Below are 14,791 nucleotides of genomic sequence, written 5' to 3'. Positions count from 1 at the left end.
TTATGCAGGAATTACTCTTTTGCGGAGTTCTTTGTCTTTTGAGATTCTTGGGTGTGCCTTGTCTGCCAAGATAACTTCAAACCAATAATGAAATCCATCCTTGTACAAAAAGTACGAGCCAAGCAATTTCAGATTCTTGTATTTTTCCTGGGTTCTTTTCTCTGCTACCTGCTGCATGTTAACGTCTGCCTTGATTCGAGTTACACCAAGGTGCTTTGGTCTTCTGCCTGCAACTGGTCTTTGTCGTCTCATACCACCGGTACCAACACGGGTTCTGATCACTACGATGCCCTGCTTTGCCTTGTATCCAAGTCGTCTTGCTCTTTGGATTCGGCTAGGCTTGTCAATTCGATTAAAGGCTGGCTGTTTTCTCCACTCTATTGCCGTTTTTCTTATTTCTGGTGAGTTTTGTTGCCAGTGCTTTAGCCATGTTTGGTCTTGTGGTGTAAGCATTAACGCAACTATTTTTTCCCCCTTAATATGCCTAAGTCGGAAAACAAGCACAAAATGTCTGCGAGTGTCAGAATTCTTCTAGGGTTTTTTCACCCGCAGGAACCACAAAGGGTTCGATCATCATACTACAACATACCATCATAAGCATATCTGAGATTAGTTTGTATTTTTCAAACGACTGCTAGAACATAATGTATCATTCCCACCATACTACATGCCAGAAAAGCACATCAATCGCCTGACAAAGAGCGAAGAGGATCTAAAAAAGCACTATAATCAAAACACGTCTGCAGAGGACGAATGGGCTCACATCACAGAGACTGGTCCCAAGCTGGAGATTGCTGACGCCATGGAGGTTACCTCACGACAGATTAGCTTTGGAAAAGAGCGCAATTTTTTCACAAAGGAGGAATCGGTTCAGGACAAGTCTGAGCGCTTCAAGGATGACATGTCAAATACAAACCAATACCTAAAGTTCGTAAATGCACACCTTGCCGCAAAAAAGACAAAAATCGAGAAACTAAAGCAGGATGAGCAGAGATTCAAAGAAGAACTTGAATCATTACAATCATTTCAGGTAAAGCCAAGAACGGAGCTAGACAAAATACACTACAAAAAGATAACGGAAAATGACACCAATTCGTTGTTATTACACTTGCAATCAGAGCGTGAATCAGTACTGGAAAAAATAGCATATCACCAAATGCAGCTAGAACGGGAAAAACAGATCCTAGAGCAAAAAGATGCGCAAATCTCTGATGTCAAAAAGGAAATCGAAATTCTGACAAAGAAAAAGCAGGAAAAGCAGGCAGACCCAATTGAGGTGATAAGGGCTGAGCTTGCAAGGCTTGGAATCAGTGATGACGCGGCCAAGATCCTTGGCGCAGTACAATCACTAGAGGAATTGGTCAAGACAAAAAAGCAGTAACCTTTTTGTGTAGTTTTGATTCTGCCAAAATAACGTGAATGCGTATTTTCTGGTTTTACTATTGATACTACCACTTGGAGTACAATTGGCCGATGCGCAGACCGTACTGGTGCAGACCAGCAAGGCAACATATCATTATGGAGATTATCTATCTGTGACAATTTCAGTATCCAAAACAAGTGGAAACAATGCGATAATGCACATTATAGATTCTGAGGGAATCAAAAGCAGTGCAATCCCGGTCCAAATAAAAAATGCAAACACCACTATCACCACACCAGTTCCATTCAATGTGGAACTGTTCCGCGAGGGAAAATACCAAATCCAAGTAGAATATGATGGGGTAAAATCATCTGCGCCATTTCAGCTAGTAGATGCAGGAAATATCGTGATGCCATTTGGCAGCAATGTCATAATGCCACAGTGGCTGGACGGTGCCGTATCTGATCACATGTTTTTCAAGTTCCTAGTGGAAAAAAACGCAATCAAGCTGCCTGAGGGTTCCAAATTGGGTGAGAAAATAGAGATCCCTTACTGGTACAAGACAAATGGTAAATGGTGGACTGAGCAAAAAATTACGGATTCCGAATTTGTGAAAGGACTACAATATCTGGTGAATCAGAAAATAATATTCTAGTTCTTGCTTCTGCCAGCTTTGCCGATTGCCCACAAGACTATCATCACAATGAACGAGACAACAAAGGCTGCAACTATACCAATTGCAAGCTGAGTTCCCTGGCTCTTTGATACTGCTGGTGCTTGGGTGGTAGTATCTAGCACACATTGTCCATCTTGTAGAATTGTTCCTGGTCCACATGTCTGGTCCAGCACACATTCACCGTCTTTGAGTATAGTTCCAGGACCACATTGAGAGACTTGCGGTGTTTCTGTTGGCTCCTCGATTGGTGTTGGTGGTGGCTCTTCTGCTACGGGTTCTACTTGTTCCAATACACACTGTCCGTCTTGTAGAATTGTTCCTGGTCCACATTGTGTTGGTTCTGGTTCTTCAACTGGTGCTTCTGGCTCTGATGGAGCTTCTGGTTCTTCGGTTGGCTCCTCTACTGGTATCTCTGGTGCCGGCTCGCCTGCTCCAAAGTTAGTTGTTCCAAGGGATATAATATCAACAGAGTTTGTTCCAGACGGAACTGTAATTGTTAGAGTTCTAGTAGTGTCAGTCTTGTCATCAACAAATAATGCTTCATCAGTGTCAGCTAGGACCAAAAAGTCATCGTCGGTACCATCTGTTTTAGAGTCAAAAAAGCTTCGATTCAGATCAACCACTAGAGTTCCTTCAACATCAGTGGTTGTGACCAAAACAGACAACGTTGCGGTATTGGTGTCTGCTTCGATTCCTTCGACTGTCAGGCCAGTTGCCTCGTATGTTACCTCATGTGTGACGCCGTTTACCTCAAGGGATGAGCTTGCAGCGTATGCATTTGGCAAAATCAGCCCAAGTGCTACTAGTGCGAAGGCAAGACCCAGTTTCAATCTAAATCACACCACGTAAAATCTGTATTATCTTTTCTGCTATAACATTTGCAGCTAATGACTGAGCTTCTTTTGTCTGCGCACCAATGTGCGGTGTGGCAATGAAATTTGGCAGGCTGACTAGCTTGTTGCCAATTGCTGGCTCTTTTTCAAACACATCTAGTGCTGCACCGCCCAGATTGCCTGACTTTAGTGCCTCATACAGAGCGTTTTCATCTACTGTTCCACCACGGGACGTGTTGATTATTCTTGCAGTCTTTTTCATGGTGCTGAGTCTATTTGCATTGATGAGATTTTTTGTGCTATCCAGCAATGGTACGTGCAGTGAGACATAGTCTGCGCTTTGCAGTAAGGTATCCAAGTCTGCCTTTATCAGCCCAACATCTTTTGCAAATTCGGGATCAATTGGTACTACATCAAATCCTATAATATTCATGTTTAGTGCTCGCGCCAGTCTTGCCAGTCTTTTTCCAATGTTGCCAAGCCCAACTATACCAAGATATTTTCCTGCAAGCTCTGTTCCCATGAGTTCTTTTTTTATCCATTTGTCATTTCGGAGCTCACGGTCTGCTCGAGGAATGTCTCGTGCCATTGCAAGCATCAGACCGATTACTAGTTCTGCTACAGCATTCATTGCTCCTTCTACTGCGTTTATGACTCGGATGTTTTTTGCCTTGGCGGCATCTGTGTCGATATTGTCTAGTCCGACTCCGACTCGTGCCATTATCTTGCATTTGGTAGCCTTTTCCACCAGATCTTTTGTTAGCGTGGTTCTGCTTCTCACCACAATGATTTCATAGTCACCGATTTTTTTTGCCAGATCCTCTGGCGTTATTTGCGGTTCGTATGTTACAGCAAGACCATTTTTTTTGAGAATATCATTTAGTACGGCATCAACCTGATCACAAATCAAAACTTTATCGCTAAAACTCATGTAGTGTTGCCTCTAGATGCACGAAATATAATCTATTATCTGAACTTTGGTGATCCTTGCTACTATAATGTAAAGTAAACAACAGTGAATATGACAAGCGAGGTCAATGGCGCTATGAAAATTATTTTTTTGTCCAGCCGCATTTGCTGATCTAGTGTGAATTCTCGCTTTTTGACCTCTGTGTAATATCTTGTTAGCACCATCGGTGTCAGACATATGATAAAGAAAGTATAAGCTGTGATCATTATCTTGTCTGCCAAAGTCAGATATCCTATTGGAGGTAGCTCAGCATTGAGGTATCCAGAATGGAAAAAGGTGGCGGACAAAAGTGAAGCAGAGATCATCCCCAGTCGTTCACCCTGGCTTTTAGGTGAGAGCAAAAATGATGCAAATGAAAATGCCATTAGCACTCCGATTGGGAATAATTTTTTCATAAAGGCCAAAAGATCTGCTGTACCAACTAGATAATGAGCTTCAAAGTGAGTAAAATCGCCCCACGGATAACTTTGGGTGCTCGAAGTAAAGCTTGGATCACCTATTGACCATCCCGGTACGCTGGTTGTATCGGACTTGCTTATTCCACTGTATTCTTGATTGACAGTAAATACAAGCTTGTCGCTGGTGTTTGGGTAGTATGGCTCCATATGGATTGCCAGATCAATGCTCTCAAATGGATAGTCCCGAAAATCCATTGAATTGTAGAAAACGCCCCTTACCTTGAATTTGTGAAAGTGTTGCTCTGTATGCATCCCAGTTATCTCCTCTACATGTCCATTAGTGAAATCAAATGTTTGTGGCGGAGGGTTTTTTGTAAAATCAATTTCATCAGATGATATAGTTACCCAAAAAATCAGCTCATATGATCCCCCTTGCCTATCTATGAATCCAATGTTTTCTAGCTGTATTCCAACATCATACGTTACGGGTGTAGATATTTGCTCTGGGATTTCTTGGCCTTGTGCAAAATTTGGAACGAGTAAGACCATCATAATTGCAGGAATTAGCAAGAAATGTCGCTGCATCATGGTTTGTTTTGGGCAATTATATTATAACAATATTGTTCAAGTCAAAAATACAAAAATAAGAAAATAGGGGTTTTAGAGTCCTAATTCTGACTTTAATTCGTCAGCACGTTCATCTGTGTACAATCCGTGCAAGTTTAGTTTTGGATGCTCAATTGTGTTCTTTCCGGTTGGAGGAACTGCATCGCTTGGGTTGCCTAAGAGCTCAGAGTATGATTGTGCGTTGGTGCCCAATTGTTCATTTAGACCAAATGGATCGCCTGCTACAAAGATTGTTGCTGCACCTGTGAAGATTGCTGCATAATCGTGATTCACTGCGGCATAAACTCCTGGTTCGTCAAAGACGATATCCATGATTGCGCCTTGTGAGCCACCAATCATCCAAGTTTCGGTACCCTTTGCATGCACAACATTGCCTTGTGTAACACGGTCAATGATTTCGCCCACTACATGCCAGTAAACTGGTTCATTGGCTTGATTCTCAATGAACACTCTTACGTGTTGGCCTGCTTCAACGAACAATAGTTGTGATTGGTATTGTTTTAGATCATCAGAGTTCCATGGTTGGACTACGAAGATGTTTTTGTTTGCATCTCCCTTGATGAGCTTATTGTGGTTTGCGTTTGGAACGTAACCAAATGACATACCATTAACAACTGTGTAGGTTGTTTCGTGTTTGAACATTTTTCCTTGATCATATCCACCTTCATCGTTCAGGTATAACTGAGCGTATTGGAGTTGGAATTCAAGTGCATCTGCGGAATAAGTATTTCTGTCTTTAACAACTTCGCCGTCTACAACTGCTGTTGAGTCAACAACTAGTGGTTTGTAGCCTTTGAGTGGATCGACGATTGTCATTCCGTACATGCCAGACAATACATGTTGATCCATTGCTGCAATATCAACACCAGAGCAGTGATACTTGAAGGTACCAGGCACTTGTGCAACATAGCAGTATGTTCTTGATTCACCTGGCATTACTTTGCCAAATGGACCAGAGTGCATTTGTGATGCATGCATGTCGTTTCCGTGTGGAGTTGGTTCGTCTTCTGGGATGGTTAGTGTCATCATTACGACGTCGCCTTGTGTGACTCTAAGTGTTGGTCCTGGGACCTGTCCACTGAAAGTCATGGCTTGGTAAGTCTTTCCGCCCAGAATTGGGAGGTCAGCGCTTCTTGCGTAAAGATCAAAGCTAACCACATTTCTTCCCTCTTCGATGTTGTCGCAGTCAACTGCGGCAAATGCCTGTGGCATAACAAGCTTCAAGCCACCCATGTCATGGATTTTTTGAGTCATGCTATCGTTTGAGGAAGCTGCCAGTGTAGAACCGACAATTTGTGATTGTGTGTATGTGCTTCCGAATAAGGTTGCTGCCAAGACCGCTACTGCTGTAACGGAAAATAGCATACTGTAACGCTTATTCATTGAGTTTGGGACTTCTACCAGCCTATATAATAATTCCCCTTATTTCCATTCGACTTTGCAATTTTTACAAGTCTTTTTCGCTGGGAATTTATTTTAGTTGTATTGTGAGGGTATAGTTGGAGTACAGAACTGACAGAGATTCCTTGGGCGAGGTAAAAATCCCAAAGGATGCTTACTATGGTGCATTTACCGGCCGTGCCATTATACAATACCATGTTACGGGTAAAAGATCACACCAACATTTGATTTCAGCCTATACTATGATCAAGCGCTCTTGTGCGGTTGCCAACATAAAATGCGGGGTTTTAGATAAAAAATCCGGCAACGCCATCATATCTGCGTGTGATAAGATTTTGTCCGGCAAATTCCAGGACCAGTTTGTTATAGAGGAGATCAATTCAGGTGCAGGAACTGCATTCAATATGAACTCTAATGAAGTAATATGTAATGTTGCACTAGAAATTCTGGGCAAGAAAAAAGGCCAAAATGAATTCCTACATCCAAATGATCATGTGAACATGTCCCAGTCCAGCAATGACACATTCCCTACTGCAATGCATGTTGCTATTTTGCTAAATCTCAAGGAAACCATTCCAGCAATCGATGTTTTGATCAAGTCGCTAAACAAAAAGGCAAAAGAGTTTTCTGGCTATAAAAAAATAGGCAGGACTCATTTAATGGATGCCCTACCGGTAACACTCGGTAGCGAGTTTGCGGCATATTCCACATCAATTACCAAAGCAAAAAACTCCATCACACTAGCAATCAAGGAACTGGAACTAGTAGGACTGGGCGGCACAGCAGTTGGCAATGGCGCAAACACTCCAAGGGGATTCAGAAAGATAGCAATTGCCGAGCTTGCCAGAATTTCAGGCCTAAAACTAAGACCAGAACAAGACATGCAACATTCGCTGCAATCAAAGTTTGCAGTAGCTAATGTTTCATCTGCAATCAGAAATCTCGCACTGGAGCTAAACAAAATTGCAAACGATATTCGACTAATGGCATCAGGTCCAATTGCAGGACTCTCCGAGATTGGAATTCCTGCAGTGCATGCTGGTTCGTCCATCATGCCGGGTAAAGTAAACCCATCATTAGCAGAATGCCTCAACATGGTTTGCTTTGGAATAATAGGAAACGACACTGCAGTGGCAAATGCTGCACAGGGGGGACAGTTTGAGCTAAACGTGATGTTGCCTGGAATGCTAAAGGCCGTACTAGACAGCACAGACATGCTCAAAAATTTCTTGCCAATCTTCTCAAGGAATTTGATTGATGGCTTGTCTGCAAATGAAGCGAGACTACAGCAAAACATCGAAAAAAGCCCAGTCATAGTAACGCTGCTTGCACCAAAGATTGGCTATCAAAAGTCAGCCGATCTGTTCAAGGAATCACTAAAGACGGGCAAAACAATTCGCGAGCTGGTTACATCAAAGAAATTATTATCAGACAAAGAGATTAGCGCACTATTCAAGTAATATGGCAAAAATCTGGGTCGAGTCATATGGTTGCTCTGCAAGCTTTGCGGACGCCGAAATGATTTCTGGATTAATCGTAAATGGTGGCCACACCTTGGCAAGCAGCTCCAAAGACTCTGATCTGAATTTGATAGTTACCTGTTCTGTCAAGGACGCAACCGCAAACAAGATGGTAAACAGAATAAAACGCCTAAAGAGCAAACCACTAGTAGTTGCTGGATGCTTAGCAAAGGCAGAGCCAAAATCCGTTCAAAAATTTTCTCCAAACGCAAGCCTGATGGGTCCAAACTCTATTGGTAAGACCCTGCAGATAATCGATCACACATTATCTGGTAGAAAAAAAATAGAACTGGAAGACTCAGATATCACCAAGACAGGCCTGCCAAAGGTTCGACTAAATCCCATAGTAGGAATTGTAGAGATTGCGTCTGGCTGCATGAGTGATTGTACGTTTTGCCAGACAAAGCTTGCGCGAGGGGATCTGCAATCATATCGACTGGGCGACATTGTGCGCCAGGTGGAGCACGAGGTAAATGATGGGTGCAAGGAAATATGGCTCACATCAACCGATAATGGATGCTATGGATTAGACATTGGCACTACCTTACCAGAACTAGTAAACAAGGTTTCAGAGATTCCTAAAGAGTTCATGATTAGAGTCGGCATGATGAACCCAATGTACATGCCAAAAATAAAAAACGACTTGGTGGAATCATTTGAGAATGATAAAGTCTTCAAGTTTTTGCACGTACCAGTACAATCAGGCAGCAATGACATCCTACATGAGATGAAGCGTGGCCATACAGCAGAGACATTCCGAGATGTTGTGAAAAGATTCAAGGACAGATTTGGCAGATTCACCATATCCACGGATATTATAGTCGGATTCCCAGGCGAGACAGAGCAGGACTTTGCAGATACAGTACAACTAATCAAGGACACAAAACCAGATGTGGTTAATCTGTCCAGATATAGTCAGAGGCCTGGAACAAAAGCAGCCGAGATGGTACAGTTAGATGTTGCCAAAATCAAGGACCGCAGCAAAGAACTATTCAATCTCATAAACCAGATCACCCTGCAAAACAACCAGCAATGGGTTGGCTGGTCTGGCGAGGTATTATTTGATGAGCAGACAGACGACATGGTACGTGGCAGAAACTTTGCCTACAAGCCAGTCTTTGTGGACGATATGGTCCAAGTCGGTGATAAGGCCAAAGTCAAGATAACCAGGGCTACAAACCACGGACTGTACGGTCTGATCGCTAGCTAAATCTTTTAGATCGGAGTTTGGATCAAAATTAAGTAAGAAGGTTTTTTATTGAATTTTGCGAGAGTCCCGCATGGACTTTGTACAGCCCGTCCTTTTGGTCGGAATCGGTGGCGCAGGCTCAAAGATGGCAGCAAACGCTGCAGACTTGATTGGAGCAGACAGCATTGCAATCAGCCATGACAGCAATGACCTGAGTTCTCATCATGACATCAAGATTCATGCAGAATCCTACGTCAATCCATCTGCTTACCTGATTAGGGCTCAGGCTCAAAAGTCAATGGACAGGATTCGCGATAAAATTGCCAACTATTCCACCGTGATAATATTTGCCAACTTGGCTGGCAAATCAGGATGTGCAATTTCTCCACTTGTTGCAATGGCAGCAAAGGAGGAGAGAAAGCGAGTCTTGTCATTCGGAATAATGCCGTTTAGATTTGAAAAAGAAAAACTGTTCTTGTCTGGCGTCTCACTCAAAAGACTACGCGCAAGCTCTGACTCTACCATAGTGGTGGACAATGATGCATTGCTAGAGGCAAATCCAGACCTTACCATGAACAAGTGCTATGATATTACAAACCATGCAGTAATGTATGTGGTCAATTCACTGTCTGCATCTTCAATTTCTGATAATCTCAATGTATTATCTACAAGCAAAAATGAGCAAGACATTGAGACATCACTGCGAGAATCAATCAAGATGCTATACGAGGATGCACCGCCAAACACCATAAAAAAGACAATGCTGTATGTTTTTGGCTCTGATAATGTTTCAGTTGGCAAAATAAACGCCATAACAAGTACCATTTCTGGAATCTTTAATGAAAACAACACCGGCGTATCACTTGCAACCACACAGGGTGATAAATCCCAGGTTGTCATGGTCAGCTCAGTCGAGGGCACACTAAAGTTTGATGCCTATGATCCACTGGGCATGATTCCACAAGAGAATACATTAGACTGGGACGAGCCGGAATCATCCATCAAAACCGGAATAGAACTATACCAACTGGAATAATCCAGAAGAAAAGATTAGTTCACTTTTTAATGTAAGACGAATTGTTCAGTGATAATTGAGGAAACTGATCTGTATCACATTGTCGGTGATTTTGCTATCATCGGTTTTGGTTCACCAATCATATGCAAAAACGAATAACATCCAGTATGATACCCTGCCAAACAAGTTTTCTGGAACGCCAAGCTTTTGCGCAAAAGAGCCTCCAGCAGATCCAAACATACCGGAAAGTCTAATTCCAATTTTGATGAAGCGCACCAAATCAAGCCTTGATGCGTGGATTGGTCCACTAAAGTCAAGTGGCAAGCGCGATTCCAACTGGGACGTAAATTACTATACCATCCCAAGAGACCAGCAGGAAAAATACGACTATACCAAGTGCGATGTGGTAATATCGTTTCTAAAGAGTCCCCCAAAGGGCCAAAACAATGTAGAGATTTTGGGATTACATTATTTCAGGGACGGCAAAAACTATATCGAGATTTACTATCAAGGATACGGAATTTGTGAGACCAGAACAGATGTTGCAACATACTGGTATTCATGCCAGCAGGACTCGCCAAAACTAATTGTTGCAATGGAGGCCATTCTGCGACATGAACTTGGCCACTCTATGGGCCTTGGTCATTACGTATCAGACGAGGTGCTATACCATTTTGGATCTGGCCATCCATCATCGATAATGGTACCAATTTTAGATGTGATAAACAGTCCAACGCATGTTCCAATAGACCCAGAGTTACTGGAGATAATGCCAGTGGACCTGGACAAGATTCGCCAAATCTATGGTAACGGTGGATGGGGAAACCAGAAAAAATCAGAACTCATCACACAGCAATCAGAAACTAAAACAATCCAGCTCAAAGGCAAGACCATCATTGAAAAGATTTCTGGAGCTATACCAAAAAACATGTACAAAAAAGATCAGCGACTAGATGTGGTACTAACCAAGCCAGACGGCAATACCAAATCATACAAGGTTGCGGTGAGCAGTACAGGCAAGTACACGTATTCATTTATCATACCAGACAGCATGACGCCCGGCAAATATTCCATAACACTAAAGTACACAGGCGATGAGCTAAGAAAGATTCCTTATGAGATAATTTCTTTGAGAAAGTGATTTGATAATTATTTAGAACTCTTTTTGGCTTCTTTCTTTGCTGCCTTTTTGACGGATTTCTTTGAGGGTACTTTTTCCTTCTTTGGTTTTTTCTCTTCTACCTTTTTCTCTGCTTTTGGTTTCTTTTCTTCTGTCTTTACCACTGGCTTTGCCTCTACTTTTTCTACTTTGGTATCTGCTTTTTCTTCCTTCTTTGGTTTTGGGGCCTCTGCTTTCTTTTCCTCTTCATATGGTGAGACCATCACATAACCGTCGTCGGTCTTTGCCATCTTTACTCGGATCTTTCTTGGTGGGCTACGGATTCCTTGGTTCCAGACTGCCTTGGAAAGATCTTGGTCGATCTTGACTTGGCCTGTCTTCATGTGATGTTCGGTGAACTCGCGGATCATGTTGATTGCTCGCTTTGCTCGCTGGTTGTTTGGTGAAAGCCAAACCTTGCCTAGATTAATGGTATAAACTCGCTCTGCTTCTTGGGACAAGATTATCCTACCTCCACGTCAGTTTGTCTCCAAGCTCTTCGCTTTGGATTGGAGCGGACCTGTCTTTTGGTCTTGAGAATAATCCACGCTGGTACTGGAGAGTTTTGCTTCATCTTTTTGAGCAGCCTTATCTTGCGTCCAGAGTGTTTTCTTGTCGCCATAAAAATTGAGGCATTTTACCCTCTTTTTAAATGAATCTGAGTTTTGTGAGTGATTTTACAACAAATCATGTTGCTTGAAAATATCTGCAATTTGTTTTAGCATTCTAGCGGATGCACCCCAAATCAGTTTATCCCGGTATGTGAGTTTGTATGCTTCGAATAATGATCTATGCTCCACATCATCATCGATGTCTAGTGTTTGTAGTAATGAGAACATTGGAATGTGCAAGATTTCATCGACTTCTGAGTTTGGCTGCAATGAATCAATATCATCTAAAATGGCAACAAATGGAATTATGGTAAACCCAGAGTTTCTTGTTTGAACGGTTTGCAATTGTCCGATTATTTTATTTCGCGGAACTATTAACGAGATTTCTTCCTGGGTTTCCCGGATTGCGGTATCTAGTAAATCATCATCATCGTGCGCTATTTTTCCGCCGGGAAACGATACCTCTCCTGCATGCTGTTGCATTGTTAGTGGCTTTTGTGTCATGATTATTTTATGCTCGTCGCCATAAATTATAATCAAGACTGCAGCATGTTTTGTGGTGTGATCATCAAGGTGTGGAGTTATGTTTGTGGTAAGTAGTTTTTTTATCATATCATAATTCATACTTGCAAAGAAGCAATCGAGCTTAATGATTTATTCCTTCAAAGGTTATTAATCCAGAAGAGTAGGGAATTTAGAAATGACCATCAGATATGAGATAAATCCACCCAGAGTGATTTCAGACGGAGTATTATCCCACAAGGAGGTAAAGGGCCTGCTTGGCAAGGTGGAAAAAAGAATCATATCGGCATCAAAATATTGCGGCGGCATTCACTTGACAGATTCTGTATTAGGGGTGCCAAGAATCTCACCAATCACCACAGGTGCCATAATTCGAAACGATGGACTAAAGTTGGACATTACTGCAAGTCTGCGTGTTCGGGACAGAAACATTACCGCTCTGACCCAGTCGGTTTATGACGCAATTTTATTAGGACTGGACGGATTGCTGATACTAAAGGGGGACGAGCCGCCAAAGGGACCAAAGGACTCTAAATTGATTCCAAGTGGCGTGGTAAAGCATTTCACCGAACTAGGATTTGATAAAAATCTGGACTTTTTTTTGTCGTTGCCCGCAGAGCCCGACTATGATCAAATTCAAAAAAAAATAGAATCCGAACCCAAAGGATTCATCACTAATGTCATTCAATCTCCGGAACAGGTTCACCACATAGTGGATAAGCTAAAGCCGCAGGGATTCAAGATAATTCCGTGTGTAATGATTCCATCGCACAACAACGCCAAGTCTGCCCAAATGGTTGGAATTGACTTTGTAAAATACGAGGATATGATACAGGACTTTATCACAGAGATTCACAAGTCTGCAGGTGACATTCTGATAACATCACCTAACGACTTTAAATCGGCACTAAAGGTTCTATCCAAGATTAAAGGAATAAAAAGAAAATAATCTCAAATCACTCCATGGCACAAAAAAAGAATTTTTTGGATGCAATGCAAGAAAGAATTTTGCTATTTGATGGTGCGATGGGAACTGAGATCCAGCGATTTAATCCAAAACCGGAAGACTTTCCTGATGGCAAGGACGGATTCAATGACGGATTAATTCTGACACATCCCGAATGGATAAAAAAAATTCATCGTAATTATTTGGAGGCAGGTGCAGACTGCATCGAGACAAACTCGTTTGGCTCCAACAAGCTAAAACTCGACGAATACGGATATGGCGATAAAACAGTTGAAATCAATAGAAAGATTGCCGAGCTTGCATCCGATGTGGTATCAGAGTTTTCCGATAAACCGCGCTATGTCATTGGTAGCATGGGCCCTACTGGATTTTTGCCAAGCTCAAATGATCCTGACTTGGGGCAAATATCACTGGATGAGATCAAAAAAGCATACGAATTACAAGCAGAGGGCTTGATTTTGGGCGGCTCTGATGCATTGCTAATAGAGACAAGCCAAGATATTTTGGAGGTAAAGCTTGCAATCGAAGGAGCTCAAGAAGCAATGAAAAAGACAAAAAAAGTTCCCCTAATTGCAAACGTAACACTAGACCAGTACGGAAAGATGTTGCTTGGCACAAACGTGCAAGCAGCATACACCACGGTATCCGACATGGGAATCGACGTGTTTGGTCTGAACTGCTCTACTGGTCCAATAGAGATGACATCTAGTGTTCGCTGGCTGGATGAGCAAAACGAGTTGAATCTACTAGTGGTACCAAATGCCGGCATGCCAGAAAACGAGGGAGGTCAAGCTGTCTACAAAATGACGCCAGAGAAAATGGCTGATGCATTACATGATTTTATCTCAAAATACAAAAAGGTGAGAATTATCGGCGGATGTTGCGGTACAAATCCGTCACACATTGCAGCCTTGCGCAAAGTAATTGATAGTACAAAATAGAAATTTCCAAAAATGGTACTAATTTGATAAAAGCATGATGTTGTTCAGTGGTACCATCACAATAGAGTAATGCCTGACTTTTCCATATTTGGCAGAGGGGATTTTTATATCAAGATCTCTGAGGCACAACAATGACAACAAAATCAGTTCCAAAAAGCAAGAAAAGCATAACACTGGAAAAGGAAATTGAGACAAAAGTACGCAGAATTCAAGCACGGCTAATTGAGAAGACTGATCAGACTTGGAGCTTATCAGTAGTACTAAACATACTGGTATCAGCTGGTCTGATGCAGACAAAAAAGATGAGCCGTGCAGACTGGCAAAAGATCAAGACACTAGTTGATGATAAAACCATCACATTTAGCGAGGATCTGATTTCTGACTTTGTCAAAAAGATGGCAGAATAAATTTCTCTTATTCTAGATCATTTTCTTTTATTATTTTACAATATTCCATGTCTGGTAATTCCTTTAGGTTCTTGTACTGAAAATAGGTGCATTGGATTTTGTCCTCCTTTTGGCCTACAAACTTGTAGAGAACAGTAACAACATCATCGCTTCTGCGGGGAGTATCAGATGATGACATGAATGTAGTACCAA

At 42.1% G+C, this 14,791-nt stretch carries 18 protein-coding genes; 9 read left to right on the top strand and 9 right to left on the bottom strand.

Features of this window, described 5'->3' with window-relative positions; translation table 11 throughout:
• Entirely contained in the window at positions 1–453 is a 453-nt protein-coding gene (locus SU86_RS02980) for a 50S ribosomal protein L15e (protein WP_048187333.1), read from the bottom strand.
• Positions 454–667: 214 nt separating this feature from the next.
• Between SU86_RS02980 and SU86_RS02975 the strand changes: the two genes are divergently transcribed.
• The gene (locus SU86_RS02975; RefSeq protein WP_048187331.1) at positions 668–1,381 is read left to right on the top strand and encodes a hypothetical protein; all 714 of its coding nucleotides are present in this window, start codon (positions 668–670) and stop codon (positions 1,379–1,381) included.
• A gap of 34 nt (positions 1,382–1,415) precedes the next feature.
• Positions 1,416–2,018, top strand: coding sequence for a hypothetical protein (locus tag SU86_RS02970; protein ID WP_148550732.1), 603 nt, complete (start codon positions 1,416–1,418; stop codon positions 2,016–2,018).
• On the opposite strand, the gene SU86_RS02965 is transcribed toward SU86_RS02970, so the two are convergent.
• The 4 genes from SU86_RS02965 to SU86_RS02950 form a co-directional block, all read right to left on the bottom strand.
• Positions 2,015–2,869 (bottom strand): hypothetical protein, encoded by an 855-nt coding sequence (locus SU86_RS02965; RefSeq protein ID WP_048187327.1) that lies wholly within the window; start codon positions 2,867–2,869, stop codon positions 2,015–2,017. The genes SU86_RS02970 and SU86_RS02965 overlap by 4 nt on opposite strands.
• 1 nt (position 2,870) lies before the next feature.
• Positions 2,871–3,803, bottom strand: a complete 933-nt coding sequence (locus tag SU86_RS02960) for a D-2-hydroxyacid dehydrogenase (RefSeq protein WP_048187325.1) — start codon at positions 3,801–3,803, stop codon at positions 2,871–2,873.
• Between the two features lie 62 nt (positions 3,804–3,865).
• Entirely contained in the window at positions 3,866–4,828 is a 963-nt protein-coding gene (locus SU86_RS02955; RefSeq protein ID WP_048187323.1) for a ligand-gated ion channel, read from the bottom strand.
• Between the two features lie 72 nt (positions 4,829–4,900).
• Entirely contained in the window at positions 4,901–6,232 is a 1,332-nt protein-coding gene (locus tag SU86_RS02950; RefSeq protein WP_048189101.1) for a multicopper oxidase domain-containing protein, read from the bottom strand.
• A 134-nt stretch (positions 6,233–6,366) separates the two neighbouring features.
• Here SU86_RS02950 and SU86_RS02945 point away from each other — a divergent pair, with 134 nt between their 5' ends.
• From SU86_RS02945 to SU86_RS02930, 4 genes are all read left to right on the top strand, one after another.
• Entirely contained in the window at positions 6,367–7,728 is a 1,362-nt protein-coding gene (locus tag SU86_RS02945) for an aspartate ammonia-lyase (protein ID WP_048187320.1), read from the top strand.
• 1 nt (position 7,729) lies between these two features.
• The gene (locus SU86_RS02940) at positions 7,730–8,998 is read left to right on the top strand and encodes a tRNA (N(6)-L-threonylcarbamoyladenosine(37)-C(2))-methylthiotransferase (protein ID WP_048187318.1); all 1,269 of its coding nucleotides are present in this window, start codon (positions 7,730–7,732) and stop codon (positions 8,996–8,998) included.
• 70 nt (positions 8,999–9,068) lie between these two features.
• The gene (locus SU86_RS02935) at positions 9,069–10,013 is read left to right on the top strand and encodes an FtsZ/tubulin family protein (RefSeq protein ID WP_048187316.1); all 945 of its coding nucleotides are present in this window, start codon (positions 9,069–9,071) and stop codon (positions 10,011–10,013) included.
• Positions 10,014–10,068: 55 nt separating this feature from the next.
• Positions 10,069–11,133, top strand: coding sequence for a zinc metalloprotease (locus tag SU86_RS02930; RefSeq protein WP_148550730.1), 1,065 nt, complete (start codon positions 10,069–10,071; stop codon positions 11,131–11,133).
• Between the two features lie 8 nt (positions 11,134–11,141).
• On the opposite strand, the gene SU86_RS02925 is transcribed toward SU86_RS02930, so the two are convergent.
• The 3 genes from SU86_RS02925 to SU86_RS02915 are packed head-to-tail and all read right to left on the bottom strand — an operon-like array spanning position 11,142 to position 12,386.
• Entirely contained in the window at positions 11,142–11,612 is a 471-nt protein-coding gene (locus SU86_RS02925; protein WP_048187312.1) for a 50S ribosomal protein L31e, read from the bottom strand.
• A 2-nt stretch (positions 11,613–11,614) separates the two neighbouring features.
• Positions 11,615–11,773, bottom strand: a complete 159-nt coding sequence (locus tag SU86_RS02920; RefSeq protein ID WP_048187310.1) for a 50S ribosomal protein L39e — start codon at positions 11,771–11,773, stop codon at positions 11,615–11,617.
• Positions 11,774–11,828: 55 nt separating this feature from the next.
• Entirely contained in the window at positions 11,829–12,386 is a 558-nt protein-coding gene (locus SU86_RS02915) for an NUDIX hydrolase (protein ID WP_048187309.1), read from the bottom strand.
• 76 nt (positions 12,387–12,462) lie between these two features.
• On the opposite strand from SU86_RS02915, the gene SU86_RS02910 reads away from it, so the two are divergent.
• The 3 genes from SU86_RS02910 to SU86_RS02900 all read left to right on the top strand — a co-directional run bounded on the left by SU86_RS02910 (position 12,463) and on the right by SU86_RS02900 (position 14,599).
• Positions 12,463–13,233 carry a hypothetical protein gene (locus tag SU86_RS02910; RefSeq protein ID WP_048187307.1) on the top strand — a complete coding sequence of 257 codons (771 nt, stop codon included), beginning with the start codon at positions 12,463–12,465 and terminating at the stop codon, positions 13,231–13,233.
• A 14-nt stretch (positions 13,234–13,247) separates the two neighbouring features.
• Complete coding sequence (locus tag SU86_RS02905) at positions 13,248–14,192, top strand: homocysteine S-methyltransferase family protein (RefSeq protein ID WP_048187305.1); 945 nt, start codon at positions 13,248–13,250, stop codon at positions 14,190–14,192.
• 131 nt (positions 14,193–14,323) lie between these two features.
• Positions 14,324–14,599, top strand: coding sequence for a hypothetical protein (locus SU86_RS02900; RefSeq protein ID WP_048187303.1), 276 nt, complete (start codon positions 14,324–14,326; stop codon positions 14,597–14,599).
• 7 nt (positions 14,600–14,606) lie between these two features.
• On the opposite strand, the gene SU86_RS09725 is transcribed toward SU86_RS02900, so the two are convergent.
• The gene (locus SU86_RS09725; protein WP_158507463.1) at positions 14,607–14,777 is read right to left on the bottom strand and encodes a hypothetical protein; all 171 of its coding nucleotides are present in this window, start codon (positions 14,775–14,777) and stop codon (positions 14,607–14,609) included.
• Positions 14,778–14,791: the final 14 nt, after the last annotated feature.

Origin of the sequence: Candidatus Nitrosotenuis cloacae (assembly GCF_000955905.1) — an archaeon.
Classification (GTDB): Archaea; Thermoproteota; Nitrososphaeria; order Nitrososphaerales; family Nitrosopumilaceae; genus Nitrosotenuis; species Nitrosotenuis cloacae.
This window is presented reverse-complemented; position numbering and strand designations above follow the sequence as displayed.